19 protein-coding genes are annotated in these 20,015 nt (G+C 69.2%); 5 read left to right on the forward strand and 14 right to left on the reverse strand.

What is annotated here, in order from left to right:
* Positions 1-21: 21 nt before the first annotated feature.
* Positions 22-2,973: an AMP-binding protein gene (locus NMI01S_RS18250; RefSeq protein ID WP_084513063.1), complete on the reverse strand. Its 2,952-nt coding sequence runs from the start codon at positions 2,971-2,973 to the stop codon at positions 22-24.
* 181 nt (positions 2,974-3,154) lie between these two features.
* On the opposite strand from NMI01S_RS18250, the gene idi reads away from it, so the two are divergent.
* A complete protein-coding gene (gene idi, locus NMI01S_RS18255) occupies positions 3,155-3,718 on the forward strand; it encodes an isopentenyl-diphosphate Delta-isomerase (RefSeq protein ID WP_245716924.1) in 564 nt (187 codons plus the stop codon).
* 268 nt (positions 3,719-3,986) lie between these two features.
* Here the strand turns inward: idi and NMI01S_RS18265 are convergent, their stop codons facing one another.
* The 4 genes from NMI01S_RS18265 to NMI01S_RS18280 all read right to left on the reverse strand — a co-directional run bounded on the left by NMI01S_RS18265 (position 3,987) and on the right by NMI01S_RS18280 (position 8,471).
* Complete coding sequence (locus tag NMI01S_RS18265) at positions 3,987-4,310, reverse strand: DMT family transporter (protein ID WP_062998855.1); 324 nt, start codon at positions 4,308-4,310, stop codon at positions 3,987-3,989.
* Positions 4,311-4,380: 70 nt separating this feature from the next.
* Positions 4,381-5,796: an argininosuccinate lyase gene (gene argH, locus NMI01S_RS18270; RefSeq protein ID WP_062998857.1), complete on the reverse strand. Its 1,416-nt coding sequence runs from the start codon at positions 5,794-5,796 to the stop codon at positions 4,381-4,383.
* Entirely contained in the window at positions 5,793-6,785 is a 993-nt protein-coding gene (locus NMI01S_RS18275) for a class I SAM-dependent methyltransferase (protein ID WP_439956277.1), read from the reverse strand. Before NMI01S_RS18275 ends, argH begins: the two co-directional genes overlap by 4 nt.
* A gap of 483 nt (positions 6,786-7,268) precedes the next feature.
* A complete protein-coding gene (locus NMI01S_RS18280) occupies positions 7,269-8,471 on the reverse strand; it encodes an argininosuccinate synthase (protein WP_030518242.1) in 1,203 nt (400 codons plus the stop codon).
* 319 nt (positions 8,472-8,790) lie between these two features.
* Between NMI01S_RS18280 and NMI01S_RS34945 the strand changes: the two genes are divergently transcribed.
* Positions 8,791-8,958: a hypothetical protein gene (locus NMI01S_RS34945; RefSeq protein WP_157126253.1), complete on the forward strand. Its 168-nt coding sequence runs from the start codon at positions 8,791-8,793 to the stop codon at positions 8,956-8,958.
* A 51-nt stretch (positions 8,959-9,009) separates the two neighbouring features.
* Here NMI01S_RS34945 and NMI01S_RS18285 read toward each other — a convergent pair whose 3' ends face one another.
* Both NMI01S_RS18285 and NMI01S_RS18290 read right to left on the reverse strand, forming a co-directional pair.
* A complete protein-coding gene (locus tag NMI01S_RS18285) occupies positions 9,010-9,807 on the reverse strand; it encodes a maleylpyruvate isomerase family mycothiol-dependent enzyme (protein ID WP_062998860.1) in 798 nt (265 codons plus the stop codon).
* Between the two features lie 47 nt (positions 9,808-9,854).
* On the reverse strand, positions 9,855-10,469 hold the full coding sequence (locus tag NMI01S_RS18290) for a TetR/AcrR family transcriptional regulator (RefSeq protein ID WP_062998862.1): 615 nt from the start codon (positions 10,467-10,469) through the stop codon (positions 9,855-9,857).
* A gap of 72 nt (positions 10,470-10,541) precedes the next feature.
* Here NMI01S_RS18290 and NMI01S_RS18295 point away from each other — a divergent pair, with 72 nt between their 5' ends.
* Both NMI01S_RS18295 and NMI01S_RS18300 read left to right on the forward strand, forming a co-directional pair.
* The gene (locus NMI01S_RS18295) at positions 10,542-11,411 is read left to right on the forward strand and encodes an NmrA family NAD(P)-binding protein (protein ID WP_062998864.1); all 870 of its coding nucleotides are present in this window, start codon (positions 10,542-10,544) and stop codon (positions 11,409-11,411) included.
* A gap of 175 nt (positions 11,412-11,586) precedes the next feature.
* Complete coding sequence (locus NMI01S_RS18300) at positions 11,587-12,393, forward strand: SAM-dependent methyltransferase (RefSeq protein ID WP_062999776.1); 807 nt, start codon at positions 11,587-11,589, stop codon at positions 12,391-12,393.
* A 10-nt stretch (positions 12,394-12,403) separates the two neighbouring features.
* Here NMI01S_RS18300 and NMI01S_RS18305 read toward each other — a convergent pair whose 3' ends face one another.
* Positions 12,404-12,958, reverse strand: coding sequence for a TIGR03086 family metal-binding protein (locus NMI01S_RS18305; protein WP_062998866.1), 555 nt, complete (start codon positions 12,956-12,958; stop codon positions 12,404-12,406).
* A 77-nt stretch (positions 12,959-13,035) separates the two neighbouring features.
* Here NMI01S_RS18305 and NMI01S_RS18310 point away from each other — a divergent pair, with 77 nt between their 5' ends.
* Positions 13,036-13,698 (forward strand): TetR/AcrR family transcriptional regulator, encoded by a 663-nt coding sequence (locus NMI01S_RS18310; protein ID WP_174554544.1) that lies wholly within the window; start codon positions 13,036-13,038, stop codon positions 13,696-13,698.
* 305 nt (positions 13,699-14,003) lie between these two features.
* On the opposite strand, the gene NMI01S_RS18315 is transcribed toward NMI01S_RS18310, so the two are convergent.
* Genes NMI01S_RS18315 through argC form a run of 6 tightly spaced genes read right to left on the reverse strand, consistent with a single transcriptional unit; the run spans position 14,004 to position 19,995 of the window.
* Positions 14,004-14,477 (reverse strand): arginine repressor, encoded by a 474-nt coding sequence (locus NMI01S_RS18315; RefSeq protein WP_062999778.1) that lies wholly within the window; start codon positions 14,475-14,477, stop codon positions 14,004-14,006.
* A 59-nt stretch (positions 14,478-14,536) separates the two neighbouring features.
* Complete coding sequence (gene argF / locus NMI01S_RS18320; RefSeq protein ID WP_062998868.1) at positions 14,537-15,475, reverse strand: ornithine carbamoyltransferase; 939 nt, start codon at positions 15,473-15,475, stop codon at positions 14,537-14,539.
* Positions 15,476-15,477: 2 nt separating this feature from the next.
* Positions 15,478-16,755 (reverse strand): acetylornithine transaminase, encoded by a 1,278-nt coding sequence (locus tag NMI01S_RS18325; protein ID WP_062998870.1) that lies wholly within the window; start codon positions 16,753-16,755, stop codon positions 15,478-15,480.
* Complete coding sequence (argB, locus tag NMI01S_RS18330) at positions 16,752-17,687, reverse strand: acetylglutamate kinase (RefSeq protein ID WP_062998872.1); 936 nt, start codon at positions 17,685-17,687, stop codon at positions 16,752-16,754. Before argB ends, NMI01S_RS18325 begins: the two co-directional genes overlap by 4 nt.
* Positions 17,684-18,901, reverse strand: coding sequence for a bifunctional glutamate N-acetyltransferase/amino-acid acetyltransferase ArgJ (argJ, locus tag NMI01S_RS18335; protein ID WP_062998873.1), 1,218 nt, complete (start codon positions 18,899-18,901; stop codon positions 17,684-17,686). The genes argB and argJ overlap by 4 nt, the downstream gene beginning before the upstream one ends.
* Positions 18,898-19,995, reverse strand: a complete 1,098-nt coding sequence (argC, locus tag NMI01S_RS18340; protein WP_062998875.1) for an N-acetyl-gamma-glutamyl-phosphate reductase — start codon at positions 19,993-19,995, stop codon at positions 18,898-18,900. The genes argJ and argC overlap by 4 nt, the downstream gene beginning before the upstream one ends.
* Positions 19,996-20,015 lie beyond the last annotated feature (20 nt).

Raw genomic sequence — 20,015 nt, forward strand, 5'->3', positions numbered from 1 at the left:
CCCGCTGCCGCCCCGTGACGTCTATTTCAGCAGCGCCGCCGCGACCTCCGGGGTGAGCACCTCGTAGCCTTCCGCTTCCCGGTTGTAGTACCAGGTGTTCTCGTTCGGTTCGAGGCGAAGGGCCGACCGCACCGCGTGGGTGGCGGGACGGAAGCTGGAGCTGCGGGCAATCTCTTCCACCACCTGAACGACATCGGGTCGCTGGGCGGGGTCGAGGGCGCGCAGGCCCTCGGTGACGTCGGCGGGTTCCAGGCGGTGGCCCGCGCGCACGCTCACCACGGCGACCGCGAGCGTGGTGCTCGGGGTGCGGTGGCCGAACGCGACCTCCATGTCGACGGCGGCGATGTCGTTGAGCGCGTCCACGATCGGCTGGGTGTAGACCGGTCCCCGCGCGGTGGCGATGACGGTGTCGCGACGGTCCATCAGCCAGTAGTCGCCGTCGCTGTCACGGCGGAACAGATTCTCCGTCGGCATCCAGGCGTCACCGGCGCTGAAGACCCCGCGCAGTCCGCCGCGGGAGATGTCGACGGTGTCGGCCGCCCGCCCGATCAGCAGGCCCACCTCGTTGTCGGCGGCGCGACGCGCGAAACCTCTTGTGTCGGTGACGATCTGCTCGGCGATCGGATCGTAGGAGATCAGTTCCACCTTCGCCGTGCCCGGCACCGGGCGGCCCTTGCAGCCGATCTTCACGCCCGCCACGTTCGCGAGCACCACATCCCCCTCGATGGAGGCATAGAACTCCAGCACCCGCGCGGGGGCGAACCGTTCCGTGGTGCGCCGCCACAGACCGGCGGGCATACCGGAACCGATGAACAGCCGGATCGGATGCGAGTGGCCGGCGGGGAAGGTTTCGGCATCGAGAATGTCGCGCAGCATGGTCCAGGTGTAGGTGACCACCGTGACCCCGTAGCGATGGACCTCCGCGGCGAAGCTGGGCGGATCCAGCGACCGGGCCAGCGCGATCCGGCTGCCACCGGCGACCGCGCCACCCAGGCTCACCAGCAGCCCCGACGAATGATGCAGCGGCGCAAGGCAATACACCGTATCGCGCCGGTCCAGGTCGGCCGCCGTCGCGGTGCCGAAGGCGGACAGCGCCCACCGGTGGTTGGTGATGTACTTCAGATCGAGTTTGTCGCCGGTACCGGTGACCAGGATGAATGCCAGTTCGCGCGCCAGCCCGGGATCGGGGCGGAACCAGCCCGGCAGCGCCACCGCCGCGGGGTCGACCTGCTCCAGGTCGACCACGTCGGCGCCGTCCGGAATGTCGAGCGTGCGGGCATTGCCGCCACCGAGCACCAGAACCCGGATCCCCGCGGCGGCCGCGGCCCGGAAATTCTCCGGATCGGCCACGATCACGGTGGTCCCCGTCGATTCGACCGCCCGCGTCGTCTCGCTGCCCGGGGCCAGCAGCACCGCCACCGCCCCGATGCGCGAGAGCGCCGCGACCGAGGCCAGCGCACTCGGCCGGGTTTCCATCAGCACCCCGACACGGGTGCCGGGGCGTACGCCGGCCGAGATCAGCCCGCGCACCACATTGTCGATGCGGGCGCCGACCGCGGCGTGGGTGTGCACTCGGTCGTCGAAGAGGAACAGGTCCTGCATCGGCGCGCTGCGCTGTTGTTCGGCCAGCAGACGGCCCAGCGAGATCCGGGTGTGCGGCTGGATCATGCCGAGCCGGGTCAGCCGGGGCAGCGCCCGGGCGGCCTCCCCCGTCAGCTCCTTCGATCCGCGCAGCGCGTTTCCGGCCAGGCTGCCGAATGCCGCGCCGATTCCGGCGCCGGCTTCGGCCAGGGTGGCCGCGGTGTGCACGACCCGAGTGGCGGCGGTGGACTGGCGGTCGGCGGCGACGTGCTCGTGCATGGGCGCGATCTGTTCGGGCAGGTCGGCGTGCCCGCCCAGCCAGTTCACCCAGTCGCGCACCAGCGGCCAGGTCTGGTTGGTGGCGGTACTGCCCGCCACCAGGCCGAAATGCCCTGCCACCAGCGTGGCCTCGTAGACCTCGGCGTTCGGCGCCGCACGCACGATGCCGCGCACCGCGGCCGGTTGGCCGATATCGTCGACCTCACCCACGAAGGCGAGGATGGGGCATTTGAGTTCGGCCAGCGAGATCGGCTGATCACGAATGACGAAGCCGCCGGACATCATCCGGTTGTGCGCGACGAACTGCTTGAGCAGATCGGCGGCCGCCGGTCCGGAGTAGCCCACCCAGCCGTCGTGTTCGAGGAAGCGGCGCTGACGTTCCTTGGGCAGCAACGCCTCTCGGTCGTGCAGCTGGCGCAGGAAGTCGATGCGGGCCTTCGCGGTCTTCACCGGGTCGAGCAACTGGAAGCCGACGCGCACCATGGCATCGGTGATGGGCAGGCGGGTCAGGACGTGGTCGGCGACGAAATCGGCCACCTCCGACACCAGCCCGTAGGGCAGCCCGAACGGCAGGCCCGCCACGATGTCGACCGGGCTGCCGAAGGTGACGATGCTCTGCACGCCCTTGCCGTAGCGGAACGCGGTGGCCTGGTAGGCGAACATGCCGCCCTGCGAGTACCCCATCAGGTGCACGCCGCGGCCGGTCAGTTCGTTGACCGTGTCGATCGCGCTCGACAGGGCGAGGACATGGTCGGCCAGATCGCGCTGCCAGCCACCTTCCTCGGTGGCCGGTGAGCCGAAATCCAGTACCCAGCAATCGATTCCGGCGCGATGCAGGATGCCGACGGCGCCGCCCTCGGCGTTGACGTCGTAGATGTCGGCATTGACCATCAGCGGTGGCACCAGCAGCGCGACGGGCCGGTCCGGGGCCGGATCGTCGGGAAAGTAGTGGCGCAGCCGGTACATCCGCTTGCGCTCGGTGACCTCGAAGGGCGAAGACTCCACATCGTGGGCGAGGCCGCCGAAACGGATGACCTCGAGACCGTTCTGCGCGGTCGCCATCAACCGCCGCGCCGGTCCCGTCAGGATTCTCGTATCGAATTTCACAACCACTCCCAGCCCTTGTGCCCTGCGCTCACACCTTCACGCCCCCTGCGTGCGGGTCGAGCCTGCCACATCGACAGCCTACTGCGGCCCCGTTGTGATCGGCCCCATCCGCGATCACAGGTTGCGCATGGACGGGGTGCGGGTGCGGCAGGCGGCGCCGCGTTTTCGCCGCCGATAAGGTAGGGCGGTGACCGGCACCCACACCACCTCCACCGACAGCAGGGTCGACCGCGAGTCCCTGCCCGTCGAACTGGTCGACGAGCAGGGCCGCGCGACCGGAATCTGCCCGGTGTCCGACGCGCACACCGCGCCCGGACGGCTGCACCGCGCGTTCTCGGTGCTGCTGTTCGGACCGGACGGGCGGGTGCTGCTGCAGCAGCGGGCCGCGGTCAAGACCCGGTTCCCGCTGCGCTGGTCCAACACCTGTTGCGGACACCCGGGGCCGGGCCAGTCCCTCGTCGAGGCCGCCACCGTCCGGCTGGGCGAGGAACTGCGGATCGGCGCGGAACTGCGTGAGGTCGGGGTCTATCGCTACCGGGCCGACGACCCCGCGACCGGGCGGGTCGAGGACGAATGGGATCACGTACTGATCGGTGAGTTCACCGGCGTGCCCGAACATCCCGACCCGGCCGAAGTAGCCGCGCTGCGCTGGGCTGATCCGAATCGGCTCGACGCCGATATCGCTTCCGCCCCAGCGGATTTCACGCCGTGGCTGCACGGGGTCCTGGCTACGGCGCGCACCGGCCGCTGAGCCGGCTCACAGATCCAGCAACCAGTCGTCGGGGGGCGAACAGTACGAAGTGGACCTGCTCGTCGGCGACACCGGCGGCCGTCAGCTGCGCCCGTGCCGCCCGCGGGAAGCCGGTGCCGCCGCATAGGTAGATCTCGGCGTCCGCGGGCAGCTCGATGCCGGTCGGAACAGCAGGCCCGCCTGCGCTGGGCTGCTCGTACCAGACATGCAACTCGGCCTCGGGCAGTCCGGCGACCGGATCGGCCTGGGTACCGCGCAGCCGAACGCGTCAGTGCGCGCCTCCCAGTTCCAGCGCCAGCACCCCGGCGATCAGGAGCGCGATGCCGCCGATCTGCACCGCCGAGAGCGGCTCGTCGAGAAACAGCACGCCGATCGTGGCGACCAGCGCCACCCCGATCGCCGACCACACCCCGTAGGCGACGCCGACCGACATCCCCCGCTTCAGAGCCTGCGACAGGAAGACGAACGCCGCCACATAGCCGACCACCACGACGATCGAGGGCACCAGCTTGGTGAATCCCTCGGACAGCTTCAGCGACACCGTCGCCGACACCTCGGTCACGATGGCCAATCCGAGAAAGAGGAACATCATGCGCGCACGATATCGGGCGCGACGCCCGAATTACCCGCCCGTGTCGACAGGGCAGGCCCCGTCCGCCGGTTCAGCTCAGCCAGGTGCGGGCTTCGGCGGCTGTGGTGCGGACCTCGCCCAGCTGTTCGGCGACCCGCACGCCGGCGGTACCACCGCGGGAGTTGCGTGAGGCGATCGAGCCCTGCACCGTGAGCACCTCGCGCACCTGCGGCGTCAGGGCCGGGTCCACGGCGGCGAACTCGGCATCGGTCAACTCGTCCAGGCCGACGCCACGTGTCTCGGCGGCGCGCACGCACGCACCCGCCGCCTCGTGCGCCACGCGGAACGGAACGCCTTGGCGCACCAGCCATTCCGCGATATCGGTGGCCAGGGTGTATCCGGCGGGCGCCAATTCGGCCATCCGCTCGGTGTAGAAGGTCAGGGTGGAGACCAGACCGGCGATGGCGGGCAGCAGAAGTTCCAGCTGTGCCACCGAATCGAACAGCGGCTCCTTGTCCTCCTGCAGATCCCGGTTGTAGGCCAGCGGTTGCGCCTTGAGCGTGGCCAGCAGACCGGTGAGGTTGCCGATCAGGCGCCCGGCCTTACCGCGGGTCAGCTCCGACACGTCGGGGTTCTTCTTCTGCGGCATGATCGACGATCCGGTCGACCAGGCATCGGCGAGGGTGATGTAGCCGAATTCCGGTGTGCTCCAGATGATGATCTCCTCCGCCATGCGCGACAGATCGACAGCGATCATCGCGAGGACGAAGGCGGCCTCGGCGGCGAAGTCGCGCGCGGAGGTCGCATCGATCGAATTGGCCGCGGCGGCATCGAAATCCAGATCGGCGGCGATCGCTTCGGGATCGAGGCCCAGCGACGAACCGGCGAGTGCGCCCGAACCGTACGGGGAGATCGCCGCGCGCTTGTCGAAGTCGCGCAGCCGGTCCACATCGCGCAGGAGCGGGTGCGCGTGGGCGAGCAACTGATGGGCCAGCAGCACCGGCTGGGCCGCCTGCAGGTGGGTCTTGCCGGGCATCACCGCGTCCGGATGCGCCGCGGCCTGCTCGACCAGGGCGTCGACGACCTCGAGCACGCCGAAGGCGATGCGGCGCACCGCATCACGCAACCACATGCGGAACAGGGTGGCCACCTGATCGTTGCGCGAACGTCCCGCACGCAACCGGCCGCCGAGTTCGGCGCCGACCCGATCGATCAGACCGCGTTCGAGCGCGCCGTGCACGTCCTCGTCGGATTCGGCCGGGGTGAACGCGCCGGAGGCGACATCGGCCGCGAGCCGGTCGAGCCCGTCCAGCATGCCCGCCAGATCGGCCTCCGACAGCAGTCCGGCCTTGTGCAGCACCCGAGCGTGCGCCTTGGACGCGCGAATATCGTAGGGCGCCAGCGCCCAGTCGAAATGGGTCGATTTGCTCAGCGCCGCCATGGCGGCGGCGGGGCCGGAGGCGAAACGCCCACCCCACAACGCGCCCTCGTTGGTGGCTTGGCTCATCGGTTCTCGTCTCCTCGTGTGGCGGTCATCAGAATGTGGCGATCCAGTTCGGCGCGAGCGGCCTCGGGCTGCTCACGGCCGTGGTCGGACAGGACGGCGACCGGATCGCCGGTCGTCACGGCCCAGCCGTGCGCGGTGAACCAGTCGCGCGGGTCGGTACGGCCCTCCCACGGGTACCAGAGTTCTTCGAGGTTCAACGTGATCCCGGCCTCGGCGAGCAGTCGCTTGCGGCGCTCCCGCATCGCTTGCAGGGCGGGCGAATCCTCGCTTCGCCCGCGCCCGATGTTCAGGGCGATCCGGCTGCCGGGCGCGCTGAGCGCCGCGATATCACCGAACAGCCGGTCCTGTGCCTCGCCGGGCAGGTAGCGCAGCAGTCCCTCCGCCAGCCAGGCGGTCGGTGCGGTGGGATCGAAACCGTTGTCCCACAGCTCCTTCGGCCAGTCCTGGCGCAGATCCACACCGATCGCGCGCCGGTCGACGGCGGGTTGCTCATCGGCGAGCACGGAGTTCTTGAACTCCAGCACCTTCGGCTGGTCGATCTCGAAAACCACAGTGCCGGAAGGCCATTCGAGCCGGTAAGCGCGGGCATCGAGTCCGCTGGCGAGAATCACGACCTGCCGGATGCCGGCGGCGGAGGCGGCAGCGAAGTATTCATCGAAGTAGACCGTGCGAGCGATGAGCATCGCCGCCAGCGAGCTGTAGACGGGTCTGCCCTCGGTTCCGCACGGGCCGTCCGCACCGGAACCGTCGTCGCTGGCGTCTGCCGTGCCTTCGCTCCCCGCGGGATCGGCATCGCCCGATGCCGCCCCGATCTGAGCGCGCATGATGTGGCTCCAGCCCGAACCGGCGGCCTCGACCAGACGCGCGGCGTAGGGATCACGGAACAGCGCATCGGGGCGCCGGGTCTCGGCGGCCCGCATCGCGGCCACACCGAGGGCGGTCGCGCCGACACTTTCGGTGATATCCCAGCTGTCGTCGTCACTGCGCACGGACATCTCCTCCCGTTGGGGCTGCGTCGCCTCCTACACGATGCGCACCCTGCGGTCGTGCGGTGTCACCCGGTGGCAGGCTACTCCGCACCAGGTGCGGCTCCGGACTCCGCACCAGGCGTGCACGCACTCGGCGCGAGGAGTGCGCACAGCCGAACCGTGCCGGCTGCCCGCCGGAGGTGAACCCGAATGGCGGAGACGATCGCCTACCGCGACGCATTCCCGCGCGCCGCACGTCCATCGGATCCGTCGGCCTGTGCTGCACGGCCGGCGCCCGCTCACGAACCTTCTGCGTCCACCACTCGCGTTGCGCTCGGAGACCTTGCCGCGTCAGGGGGCCTGATCGTGGCACACCTGCGGCCTCTGCGGCGCGGCCATCGAGCGATCGAGGACCGAGCGCACGGGCCTCCGCGCGGCCGACCGGCAACGACCGGCACGCAGGCTGCCGGCCGGGCGCGCGGCCCAGCCGAAACTGCCGGTTTCCTACTTCTTGGACAGGTCCCGGCGCGCGGCGACCTTGGAGGACAGGCCGTGGATCTGGACGAAGCCCTTGGCCAGCGACTGGTCGAAGCTGTCGCCCTCGTCGTAGGTGGCCAGATTGAAGTCGTAGAGCGACTCCTCGCTGCGGCGGCCGTTGACGACGACGTTGCCGCCGTGCAGCACCATCCGCACCTCACCGGAGACGTGCTGCTGGGTATCGCGCACGAAGGCGTCCAGGGCCCGCTTGAGCGGGGAGAACCACAGGCCGTCGTAGACCAGCTCGCCCCAGCGCTGCTCGACCTGCCGCTTGTAGCGGCCGAGTTCGCGCTCGACGGTGACGGCCTCGAGTTCCTGGTGCGCGGTGATCAGCGCGATCGCGCCCGGCGCCTCGTAGATCTCGCGGCTCTTGATGCCGACGAGGCGGTCCTCGACCATATCCAGCCGGCCCACGCCCTGGCGACCGGCACGCTTGTTGAGTTCGGTGATGGCCTCGAGCACGCTGACCGGCCGGCCGTCGATCGCGATCGGCACACCCTTGTCGAAGGTGACGATCAGTTCGTCGGGCGCCTCGAAGTTGACGGTCGGGTCGACGGTGTAGTCGTAGACGTCCTTGGTCGGCGCATTCCACAGATCCTCGAGGAAACCGGTCTCGACCGCGCGGCCCCACAGGTTCTGGTCGATCGAGAACGGCGACTTCTTGCTCACCGTGATCGGCAGCGCGTTCTCCTCGGCGAACGCGATGGCCTTCTCGCGGGTCCAGGCGTAGTCGCGCACGGGGGCGATGACGTTCAGATCGGGCGCGAGCGCGCCGATGCCGACCTCGAAGCGGACCTGGTCGTTGCCCTTACCGGTGCAGCCGTGGGCGACGGTGGTGGCGCCGTGATATTCGGCGGCCTCGACCAGATGCTTGACGATCAGCGGGCGGCTGATCGCGGAGACCAGCGGGTAGCGGCCCATGTAGAGGGCGTTGGCCTGCACGGTCGGCAGGCAGTACTCGTCGGCGAATTCGTCGCGGGCGTCGACCACGATGGCCTCGACCGCGCCGCAGTCCAGTGCGCGCTGGCGCACCACGTTCATATCCTCGCCGCCCTGGCCCAGATCGATCGCGACGGCGACCACCTCGGCCCCGGTCTCCTTGCCGATCCAGCTGATGGCAACGGAGGTGTCCAACCCGCCGGAATAGGCGAGTACGACGCGATCGGCCATATCTGATGCTCCTCAGGTTCGTGCGTTTGCGTAGGGGGTGCGCGATGTCACCGGTGCGATGTGCCGCCGCTACCCGCCCTCGGACGGCTCACATCAACTGCAAATGATTATGCATGATGATGCAATCCCATTCATAACCGGGGGTGGGCATACCACCGCCCGAGCACCCCGGCGCCCCCGCCGGCCCGCCCGACGGATCGGACAACTACGGACATTCACCCCGAAACCTCTGTGCGTCAATGAGATTGCCGCCACCGGGTATCACCGATATGTCACCCTGATAGCGAACGGCCTCGGATGCCCCTGGAAAGGCGGACCCATGCTCTCCACGTTTGCGGGTTATTTCGGCACGATCGGATCCGATGTGCTGTCGGTCGGCCAGTCGGTGATCACCCTCATCTCCGACCTGATCGGCGCGGGCGGCGCGGGCACGCCGGGTGGCGGCCTCGGCGGGAGCTACCCGCCCGGACAGTACCCGCTGGCCTGAGCCGGAGGAAGCGCTGCCGGGCTCGCGTTTCGAGTGGCGCGAGCCCGGCTCTCATCCGAAGCTGACCCGGTCGAGCCAGAAGTCGAGCAGTCCCCGATCGCCCAGAATCTCGATCTCGGCGTCCTCGACCACCCGACGACGGTAGATCACCAGCAGGAGTTCGGTGAGAGGTCCGCGAACCGCGACCGCGGCCCGCTCGTGGGCTCGCCGCCAGCCGATGGTGTCGCCGGTGAGATCGACGATCCATTCGGCGTGGAGGTCCTCGGGCGTGTCGGTGGCATGGAAGTGCAGGGTGCGGCCGGGGCCGAGCAGTTCCCGGGATTCGGGTTTGTAGTCGAACATGACCGGCAGCGAGGCCAGTTCCAGCCATTCGTCGATGGCGTCCGCGGCCACGTCCGGCGCGGCGCGATAGTCGGCACCCAGAGCGAGCGTGGCGTCCGCCCGATGGATCAGCGTTTCATGGGTGAAGCGGCGGGCGTAGAAGTCCGTCGTCGGCACGACCGGCACCGGGGTCCAGAGTTCGAGGCCGGGCCCGGCCCGGCGGAGTTCGGCGGACAGATCCGCGGCACCCTCGACGAGCCAGCCGCGCAGTTCTTCGGGGTCCTCGTCCAGATACCCGGACAGATCCCGGAACGCGAAGTCGTCCTCCGGCAACGGTTCTCGCACCCGCCCGGCGACCGCCGCCCGCGCCCACCGCTGCGCGCCACCGAGGTGACGTCCCAGCTGCCCCACGGTCCAGCCCGGGCAGCTCGGCACGGGAACCGCGGTGTCGGCGTGCGCGAGCGCGGCACGCAGCATCTCGGTCTGGGCCACGATCTCATCGCAATACCGCTCGAAGGTCAGTGCCATGCGCACACCCTAGGAACGGGCACCGACAGGTTCGCGGAGCCGGCGCGTCAGACCTCGCCGAGAACACCGGTGACGATCCGGCGAATCCGCTCGTAGTCGGGATCGGCGGGACCCGGTCGCCGTTCGGGCCACTCGTCCGGCGCGTCCTCGACGCCGAACAGGACCGCGGTGAAGCGGGGATGGATTGCGAGAGAGAAGATCTCGTCCACCGCGGCTTGCGCCTCGGATTCGGGCAACCGCCACTGCGCCGCGACGAAGGCCGTGAGGTTGCGCCGCGTGGTCGCGAAGATGGCGTCGTAGAAGTCGGCGGCGGCCGCCGGCACCCGCTCCGCCTCGGCGATCACCAGCCGGCAGGTCCGCACCGACTGGACCCACACCACCGACCACAGGAATCCCACGCAATATCCGGTCACCGCGTCCAGGCGGTCGTCACCGTAGTCCTCGGGAGTCCCCAGGCGGGTCAGATGCAGACCCCGCACGAAGTCGACGACGGCGAGGAACAGCGCGTCCTTGTTCTCGAAATGCGCGTACAGGGTGCGCTTCGAGGTTTCGGCGCGCGCGGCCAGCACATCCATCGACGTCCGCTCGAACCCGACCTCGAGGAAGACGTCCTTGGCTGTCCACAGGATGTGTTCGCGCAGTCGATCGCCACGCCTCGCCATACGGTCTTCCCTTCCGTCAAAGTAAACGGTACGGTGTAGTTTACTTACGTCGCACTCGTTCAGGAGTAGCTCATGATCGTCGTCACCACACCTACAGGCAGTATCGGCCACCAGGTCCTCGACCTCGTCGCCGACAGCGATCAGCCGATCCGGGTGATCGCCCGAGACCCGGCGCGCCTGGCCCCGCACATCCGCGAGCGGGTCGAAGTGGTGCAGGGTTCGACCGCCGACCGCGAGGTCGTCGCCGCCGCGGTGAAGGGCGCCGACACCGTGTTCTGGCTGGTGCCGCCGAATCCGTCGGCGCCCAGCGTCCCCGGGCACGTCCTGGAATTCGTGACGCCGCTGTGCGAGTCGCTCGACAGCATCGGCCGCGTCGTCGCCGTCTCGAGCCTCGGCCGCACCAACGGCCGTAAGGCGGGCCAGATTTCGGCAATCTTCGCCATGGACGCGCTGATCGAGAGCAGCGGGGTGCATTATCGGTCGTTGTGCCCGCCCGGATTCATGGAAAATATGCTCCGGCAGGTCGATCCGATCCGGAACATGGGCACCTTCTTCGGCACCGTCTCCGGCGATCTCCGCGCACCCACCTGCGCCACCCGGGATATCGCGGCCGTCGCGGCACGGCTGCTGCTCGACGACTCCTGGACCGGACAGGACAGCGTGGAGATCCGCGGTCCGGAAGATCTGTCGCACAACGAGATGGCACGCATCATGTCCGAGGTGCTCGGCCGCTCGATCGGCTACCAGCAGGTGCCGGCGCCCGACTACGCGGCGTCGCTGACGGCGCACGGGATGAGCGCGGCCTGGGCACAGGGCCTGGTGGATATGTCGGCCGCGGTCGAGGACGGCCTCTACGACACGCCGCGCACACCGGAGTCCTACTCCCCCACCGGTTTCCGGCAGTGGTGCGAGGAGGTGCTCGCCCCCGTGGTCGCCGGCTGATCCGTCCGATTCGGGCCGCAGGTCCGTAATGTCGCGCGAAATCGGCGAACCGGCGCGTCCGGATCCGCCAATCCCATTGATCGCCAACATGTTCCGGTCGGCCCGGGAATCCGTGCACGAGTGCTTGGTTTCGCATATCATCCGAGCGAGACGATCCCGTGCCGACAGGACTGTGATGACCGCATCCGACACCAGTGCGACCTCCGATGCCGAGGCGCCCAGCAGTGCCCGCATCTACGACTACGCATTGGGCGGCAAGGACAACTACGAAGTCGACCGCCGCGCCCTCGAGCAGGTCATGGAGGGCTTTCCGACGGTGCGGATCGCGGCCCGGCACAACCGGCAGTTCATGCATCGCGCCGTCGACGTCCTCGCCGACGCGGGGGTGAAACAGTTCCTCGACATCGGCACCGGCATCCCGACCGAACCCAATCTGCACCAGGTGGCGCAGGAACGGGCGCCGGAGGCCCGCGTGGTGTACGCCGACAACGACCCGGTGGTGCTGGCTCACGCGCGCGCCCTGCTCGCGGGATCGCCCGAGGGCCGCACCGCCTACATCCAGGCCGACCTCACCGATCCCGAGGCGATCCTGTCCGCACCGGAATTGCGCGACACCCTCGATCTGGCCAGTCCGGTGGCGCTGAGCCTGGTCGCGGTGCTGCATTTCCTGTCCGCCGACCAGAATCCGGCCGGCGTGCTGAAGACCCTGCTCGACAACCTCGCGCCCGGCTCGTTCGTGATCGCATCCCACATCACCGCCGATCTGGACCCGGAAGGGATGGACCGGGCGCTCGAGATGTACCGCCGCAGCGCCGTCTACGCGCAGGCTCGCACCCGCGACGAATTCGCCGCCTTCTTCGACGGCCTCGAACTGCTGGATCCCGGCGTAGTCGCGGTCAACCGCTGGCGCCCCGGCATCGAACCCCCGTCCTGGCTCGACAAGCAGGTCAACTGCTGGGGCGCGGTCGCCCGAAAGCCGTAGCGCCGCACGCTCACCCGCACCAGTCCGGATCGCGGCCGAGGAGGGCGACGAGAGCGTCCAGCGGCGGGCGGGATTCGTCCTCGGCCAGCCGAGGGCGATAGGCGCCGCCCGGGCCGTTGAGCGGACTGCCGGGCGCGGTGATCGAGCGCGCGATGGGCAGGGCCGCGGTCAGCAATCGCGCCGGCACCGGGCAGGGACGGCGCAGGGCCCGGGCGAGGTCCCAGCGGTGGGTGAGCATGTCCACCAGATGGACACCGAGCACGTGTTCGGTGGGCAGCGGACCGGACCGCGGCAACACGACCACCTCGCCGGAGCGTTCCATCGCGGCGATCCAGCGCGCCGTGATCTGCGCGAACTCTGCGCGCGGATCGTCCACGCCGCCGACCGAGGTCTCGAGCACGGTGGCGTTGACCGCCTCGTGCCGCTCGTTCATATGGGTGATCAGATCGGCGACATTCCATCCCGCGCACGGCGTCGGGGCGGTGAGGTCCGCGTCGTCGAGTGTGACCACGTCGTGGCCGATCAGGGCCAGAGCCATCGCGTCCAGTCGCAGAAGTTCGCTCATGACAACACCTTTCATCTTTTAGCGTACGAGCGTTCGCTAAATGACTATAGCGAACGATCGGACGCTATGCTGGGCTCATGTCACCTCGCCGTTCCGCCGCGGACGCCGCGCACACCCGGGAGCGCATCATCTCGGTCGCGGTCGAACAGGCCTCGCTGATCGGCGTGGAGGGGGTGACCATCGGATCGCTCGCCGAGAGTCTGGATATGAGCAAGGCCGGGGTCGTGGGGCCCTTCGGATCGCGGGAACAGTTGCAACTGAGCGCGGTGGAGCAGGCCGGGAAGATCTTTCGAGCGGCGGTGATCACCCCGCTGGACGGGTTACCGCCGGGCACCGAACGGCTGACCCGCCTGATCGACAACTGGATCGGCTATCTGGCCGAATGCCCGTTTCCGGGAGGCTGTTTCGTCACCGCGGCATCCACCGAACTCGACGGCCGGCCCGGAGTGCTGCGCGAGCGTCTGCGCGCGTACGTGACAAGCGCCCGCGCAGCGCTGGAATCCGAAATCCTTGCGTACCAGGCGGAATCGGATGGGCCTCATCGTCCGGCCGACGAGCTGGTCACCACCGTCATCGGAATCACGATGGCGGTCAACCAGGAAATACAACTGCTGGAGGATCCCCGCGCCGCCGAACGCGGGAGGGCGGCACTTCGAGCGGCCCTCGGACTGACCGAGCCGACGGAGGCGTCCTCGCCGGGCCGATCTGCCGGCCGGACGCAACGTCGGCCCGGAACGTAATCCGCACCCCTCAGCTGGACATATCCGACCGGGAAGCTGGGACGTACCCGACCGGGAGCGGCCCCGCCCGAATGACCGACGGCGCCGTCGAATACGACGATCACACGCTCGGGGTCGACCTCGAGCGGTCTGCGGGACGCGAACCCCATGACCCGCGATCACGGCTGTCGAGCCCCGGCGCCGGTCGCGGCCGGACTGCCGGCCCGTCGGCGTCCTTCGCCACGCGCGGGTAAACGACCGGCCGGCGAGTCCGCTGCAGGCCCAACCCCTTCGCGTCGGAAACGATCCGGCGCGGAATCGGGCCTCTACGCCAGGCGTTCGATCTTCGCGGCCAGTTCCGCACCCGTCATGGGTTCGCGGGCGATCACCGCGATGGTGTCGTCGCCCGCGATGGTGCCGACCACTTCGGGCAGGGCCGCGCGGTCGAGCGCGCTGGCCAGGAAATGCGCGGCGCCCGGCGGCGTGCGCAGGACCGCGAGGTTACCGCTGTGATCGGTGGAGACCAGCAGGTCGCCGAGCAGTTTCGAGAGCCGGGTCGTACCACCGGTGACACCACGCACGGGACTGCCGTCCTCGGGGACGACGTAGATTCCGGCGCCACCGTCGGCCGCGCGCAGCTTCACCGCGCCGAGCTCGTCCAGATCGCGCGACAGCGTGGCCTGGGTGGTTTCGATGCCCTCGTCGGCGAGCAGGGCCGCCAACTCGGTCTGGCTGCGAACCGCGTTGGCGGACAACAGTTCCACGATGCGCTGCTGGCGCCCGGCGCGGGTGCGCGCGATGGCCGGGCCGGTGCGCGGACCCTCCGATCCGGCGCCCGACCCGTTCGCTCTCGCCGTGCTCACGCCGCACCGCCCGATCGTCGCTCCAGCAACCACACCAGCAGCGCCTTCTGCGCGTGCAGCCGATTCTCGGCCTCGTCCCACACCACACTGTGCGGACCGTCGAGCACCTCGTCGGTGATCTCCTCGCCGCGATGCGCCGGAAGACAATGCAGCACAACAACATCCGAGGCGGCGTGGGCGAGCAGCTCGGTGTTCAGCTGGAACGGGCGGAACGGGCCGACCCGGTCGAGGCCGTCGTTCTCCTGCCCCATCGAGGTCCAGGTATCGGTGACCAGGGCATCGGCGCCGGTGGCCGCCGCGACGGGATCGTCGGTCAGGGTGATCGTGGCGCCGGTTTCGGCGGCCCGCTTGCGTGCGGCCTCGAGCACCCAGTCGTAGGGCTGGAAACCCTCCGGCGCGGCGATGGTGACGTCCAGCCCGGCGGTGACGCCGCCCAGCAGCAACGAATGCGCCATATTGTTCGCCCCGTCGCCGAAGTAGGTGAGTTTGCGACCGGCCAGCTCGCCCTTGTGCTCCCGCAAGGTCAGCAGATCGGCCAGCACCTGGCACGGATGGAATTCGTTGGACAGCGCGTTCACCACCGGAACCGTTGCCGCCGAGGCCATCTCGTCGAGCCGATGCTGCTCGAAGGTCCGCCAGACGACGGCGTCGACATAGCGCGAGAGCACCCGGCCCGTATCGGCGAGGGTTTCCTCACGGCCCAGCTGGGTGTCGCGGCCGTCGACGACCACGGCGTGCCCGCCGAGTTGCGCGATGCCCATCTCGAAGGAGAATCGGGTGCGCGTGGAGTTCTTCTCGAAGATCACGCCCACGCCGCGCGGCCCCTCCAGCGGCCGCCGGGAAATCGGCGCCGCCTTCAATTCCGCTGCCAGCGCGAGGATTTCGGCCTGTTCAGCGGGCGTGACGTCGTCGTCGCGCAGGAAATGCCGCACCATGGTCACTCACTCTCCTGGGAAGCCGCGTCGAGGATGCCGGGCAGGTCGGCGAGGAAGCCCTCCGCTTGTGCCTCGGTCAGGATCAGCGGCGGGGCCAACCGGATCACATTCGGCTTCGGCGGATTGATCAGATAGCCGGCCGCGCGCGCGGCCGCCTCGACTTTCGCCGAAACATCCTGGGTCAGTTGAATTCCGATGAGCAACCCCGCGCCGCGCACGTGGTCGATCAGCGGGTGGCCGAGTTCTTCGATGCCGTCGATCAGCGTCTTGCCGACCGATTCGACATGCGCGGCCAGCCCCTGCTCGTCGATGGTCCGCAGCACCGCCAGCGCCGCGGCGGCGCTGACCGGATTGCCACCGAAGGTGGTGCCATGCAGTCCGGGAGTGAGCAGCTCCGCCACCGGGCCCTGCGCCAGCACCGCGCCGATGGGCAGGCCGCCACCGAGCCCCTTGGCCAGCGTCATCACATCGGGCACGATGCCCGCGGCGTGATGCGCGAAAAACGGTCCGGTGCGACAGATTCCGGTCTGCACCTCGTCGAGGATCAGCAGCGCGCCGTGCTCGGAGGTGATCCGCCGGGCTTCGGCGAGATAGTCCAGCGGCGGGACGACCACGCCGCTCTCCCCCATGATCGGCTCGAGGAAGACCGCGGCGGTGTCGGAATCCACCGCGGCGGCCAGCGCCGCGGCGTCGCCGTAGGGCACGTGCACGACACCGGGCGGCATCGGTTCGAACGGCGCCCGCTTCGACGGCTGCCCGGTCAGCGCGAGCGCGCCCATGGTGCGGCCGTGGAAGGCCTCGTCGCACGCGACGATCTTGGGCCGTCCGGTGAGCCGCGCGATCTTGAACGCCGCCTCGTTGGCCTCGGTGCCCGAATTGCAGAAGAACGCCCGGCCGTGTCCGATGCGGCCCGATCGGGGGCCCTCCGTGGTTACGCCGGCTGCCTCCTCCGGGCCCTGACCGAACGGGCCGTTGCCGTCGCCGAAATGCGCGAGCAACTTCTCGGCCAGTTCCAGAACCGGTTCGCTGACATACAGATTCGAGACGTGGCCGAGGGTGCCGAGTTGCTGGGTGACGGCCTCCAGAATCGCCGGATGGGCGTGCCCCAGGCTGTTGACCGCGATACCACCGAGGAAGTCGACGTAGCGGTTGCCCTCGGCGTCGTACACGACCGCGCCCGAGCCGCGCACCAGCGCCACCTTCGGGGTGCCGTAGTTGTTCATCAGCGCGGACGACCACCGCTGCTGCAATTGCTCCGTGCTCGTGACGTTGTCGCTCATGAGTGTGTCGTTCCTGCCGTCTCGGGTGGGGTCACCATCGTTCCGATACCTTCCCCGGTGAACAGTTCCAGCAGTACCGCATGCGGCACCCGGCCGTCGATCACGTGCGCGGTCGGGACACCGGCCTGGACGGCGCGCAGGCAGGCCTCCATCTTCGGCACCATGCCCGCGTCCAGGCTCGGCAGCAGGGCGGCCAGGGCGCCGGTGTCGATATGGGTGGTCAGCGACGAGCGGTCGGGCCAATTCGTGTACAGGCCTTCGACATCGGTGAGCACCACGAGTTTCTCCGCGCCGATGCCCTGGGCCAGCGCCGCCGCGGCGGTATCGGCGTTGATGTTGTGCACCACGCCGTCGGCGTCGGGCGCGATGGTCGACACCACCGGAATGCGCCCGGCGCGAACAAGATCCAGCACCGCGTCCGGATTGACCGCGGTGACGTCGCCGACCAGGCCGATATCGGTCTGCTCGCCGTCGACGGTGACGGTGCGGCGAGTGGCGGTGAACAGCCGCGCGTCCTCACCGGAGATACCGACGGCGTACGGGCCGTGCGCGTTGATCAGCCCGACCAGTTCGCGGCCGACCTGACCGAACAGCACCATCCGCACCACATCCATCACCTCGGGAGTGGTGACGCGGAAACCGCCGCGGAATTCGCCCTGCAACCCCAGCTTCTTCAGCATGGCGCTGATCTGCGGGCCGCCCCCGTGCACCACCACCGGATGCACACCGACGGTGCGCAGGAACGCCATATCGGCGGCGAAAGCGTGTTTGAGGGTGTCGTCGATCATGGCGTTGCCGCCGTATTTGACGACCACGATCTTGTCGCGGAACTTCTGCAGCCACGGCAACGCACCCGCCAGGACGTGCGCCTTGTCCAGTGCCGACAGATCCTGAGTGGTCACCGGCACCTCCGGTGTCGCTTCGGTGGTCATGAGCTGTAGGCCGAATTCTCTTCGACGTAGCCGTGCGAGAGGTCGGTGGTGCGCACGGTGGCGGTGCCCTCGCCGAGCCCCAGTTCCACCAGCACCGCGATATCGGGCCCGGACAGATCCACCCCACGCGCGCCGGGAGCGCCGGTTCCGTTGACGCACACCGGATTTCCGTTGAACGACACGGTGACCCGATCGGGATCCAATTCGATGGGGGCGATGCCCACCGCGGCCAGCACCCGGCCCCAGTTCGGGTCGGAACCGAAGAATGCGGTCTTGACCAGCGAATCACGGGCGACCGCGCGGGCGGCGATCAGCGCCTCGTCCTCGCTCACCGCCCCGGTGACGGTGATCTCGACGCGCTTGGTGACGCCTTCGGCGTCGGCCATCAGCTGCGCGGCGAGGTCGTCGCAGACCGCCAGCACCGCGGCGTCGAGTTCCTCCTGGCTCGGGGCGACGCCGCTGGCGCCGTTGGCCAGCAGCAACACGGTGTCGTTTGTCGAGCAGGAACCGTCGACGTCGAGCCGGTCGAAGGTCAGCCGGGTCGCGTTGCGCAGCGCCGTGTCCAGCTGTTGCGGGGTGGCGGCGGCGTCGGTGGTGACCACCACGAGCATGGTGGCCAGCGACGGGGCGAGCATGCCCGCTCCCTTGGCCATCGCGCCGACGTTCCATTTGTCGGCGTGGTGGAACGCGGCCTGTTTGGGCACGGTGTCGGTGGTCATGATGGCATGCGCGGCATCGGTGCCGCCGGACAGGCCGCCCGCCATCTCGTGCACGATCTCGGTCACACCGGGCAGCAGCTTGTCCATCGGCAGCCGGTCGCCGATCAAACCGGTCGAGCAGACCGCGATTTCGCCCGCACCGGTCTCGGTTCCCCAGTTGCTCAACGCTTTCGCCAATTCCTCGGCCGTCGCATGAGTGTCCTGGAATCCGCCCGGCCCGGTGCAGGCGTTGGCGCCGCCGGAATTGAGGATCACCGCGCGCAGACGGCCGCTGGTGAGCACCTGCTGCGACCACAGCACCGGTGCGGCCTTCACCTTGTTGCGGGTGAACACACCCGCCGCGGCATAGTCGGGCCCCTCGTTGAAAACCAGTGCCAGATCGAGCTTTCCGCTGGCCTTGATGCCGGCTGCGATGCCGGCGGCCCGGTATCCGAGCGGTGCGGTCACACCCTGGGTGCGGACCAGTTTGCCGCCGGCGATATCGGTGTCGGTCACGGTGCCACTCCTACGGTGGAAAGTCCGGCGGTCTCGTCGAGACCGAGAGCGAGATTCATCGATTGCACCGCGGCGCCCGCGGTGCCCTTGGTGAGATTGTCGATCGCGCCGATCACCACCAGCGTGCGAGCGGCGGTGTCGACGGCGACCTGCAGGGTGATGGCGTTGGAGCCGACCACCGAACCCGTCTGCGGCAGTACGCCTTCGGGCAGCAGGTGAATGAACGGTTCGTCGCCGTAGGCCTTGTCGTAGACCGCGCGGACGGCGGCCGGATCGGCCACCGCACCCGCGGCGTCGGGGCGCAGGCGCGCGGTGCAGGTGGCCAGGATGCCACGCGGCATCGGGGCCAGCACCGGCGTGAAAGAGACTGTGACGGCGCCGATCTCGGCGCCGGTGGCCGCGGCCGCGGCCTTCAGGTTCTGCGCGATCTCGGGGGTGTGCCGGTGCGCCCCGGCGATGTTGTACGCGCGGACCGAGCCCATCACCTCCGAACCCAGCAAACCCACATCGAGTTTGCGGCCCGCGCCCGAGGTGCCGCTCACCGCGACCACGGTCACATCCGGTTCGACGATGCTCGCGCCGACCGCCGGGGCCAGGGCCAGACTCGACACCGTCGGATAGCAGCCCGGGACCGCGATGCGGGTGGCCCCGCGCAGCTGTTCCCGCGCGCCGGGCAGTTCCGGCAGACCGTAGGGCCAGCTGCCGGCATGCGGGGACCCGTAGTAGGTCTCCCAGTCCTCCGGATCGGTGAGCCGGAAGTCGGCGCCGCAGTCGATGATCACCGTGGACTCCGGCAACTGCTGCGCGATGGCCGCGGACTGTCCGTGCGGCAGCCCGAGGAACACCACGTCGTGCCCGGCCAGCACCTCCGCGGTGGTCGCCTCGAGCACCCGATCGGCCAGCGGCAGCAGATGCGGCTGCGACTGCGCCAGCTTGGTGCCGGCATTGGATCCCGCGGTCAGCGCCCCGATCTCGAGGCGCCCGGCTCGGTACTCCGGATGCCCCAGCAGCACACGCAGGACCTCACCGCCCGCGTATCCGCTCGCACCAGCTACCGCGACCCGCACCACGGGCCCACTCGAGGTATCCGCCATGTGATGATTATGCACGATCA

Source organism: Nocardia mikamii NBRC 108933 (assembly GCF_001613505.1).
In the GTDB taxonomy this organism is placed as follows: Bacteria; Actinomycetota; Actinomycetes; order Mycobacteriales; family Mycobacteriaceae; genus Nocardia; species Nocardia mikamii.

Bases quoted from the DNA above. Each gene is read 5' to 3' on its own strand.
- NMI01S_RS18300 (WP_062999776.1), top strand. From the start codon at position 11,587: ATGACCGCATCCGACACCAGTGCGACCTCCGATGCCGAGGCGCCCAGC.
- NMI01S_RS18265 (WP_062998855.1), bottom strand. From the start codon at position 4,310: ATGATGTTCCTCTTTCTCGGATTGGCCATCGTGACCGAGGTGTCGGCG.
- argC (WP_062998875.1), bottom strand. From the start codon at position 19,995: ATGGCGGATACCTCGAGTGGGCCCGTGGTGCGGGTCGCGGTAGCTGGT.
- argB (WP_062998872.1), bottom strand. From the start codon at position 17,687: ATGACCACCGAAGCGACACCGGAGGTGCCGGTGACCACTCAGGATCTG.
- NMI01S_RS18325 (WP_062998870.1), bottom strand. From the start codon at position 16,755: ATGAGCGACAACGTCACGAGCACGGAGCAATTGCAGCAGCGGTGGTCG.
- NMI01S_RS18305 (WP_062998866.1), bottom strand. From the start codon at position 12,958: ATGAGCGAACTTCTGCGACTGGACGCGATGGCTCTGGCCCTGATCGGC.
- NMI01S_RS18285 (WP_062998860.1), bottom strand. From the start codon at position 9,807: ATGGCACTGACCTTCGAGCGGTATTGCGATGAGATCGTGGCCCAGACC.
- NMI01S_RS18295 (WP_062998864.1), top strand. From the start codon at position 10,542: ATGATCGTCGTCACCACACCTACAGGCAGTATCGGCCACCAGGTCCTC.
- NMI01S_RS18280 (WP_030518242.1), bottom strand. From the start codon at position 8,471: ATGGCCGATCGCGTCGTACTCGCCTATTCCGGCGGGTTGGACACCTCC.
- argH (WP_062998857.1), bottom strand. From the start codon at position 5,796: ATGAGCCAAGCCACCAACGAGGGCGCGTTGTGGGGTGGGCGTTTCGCC.
- NMI01S_RS18310 (WP_174554544.1), top strand. From the start codon at position 13,036: ATGTCACCTCGCCGTTCCGCCGCGGACGCCGCGCACACCCGGGAGCGC.
- NMI01S_RS18290 (WP_062998862.1), bottom strand. From the start codon at position 10,469: ATGGCGAGGCGTGGCGATCGACTGCGCGAACACATCCTGTGGACAGCC.
- NMI01S_RS34945 (WP_157126253.1), top strand. From the start codon at position 8,791: ATGCTCTCCACGTTTGCGGGTTATTTCGGCACGATCGGATCCGATGTG.
- argF (WP_062998868.1), bottom strand. From the start codon at position 15,475: ATGGTGCGGCATTTCCTGCGCGACGACGACGTCACGCCCGCTGAACAG.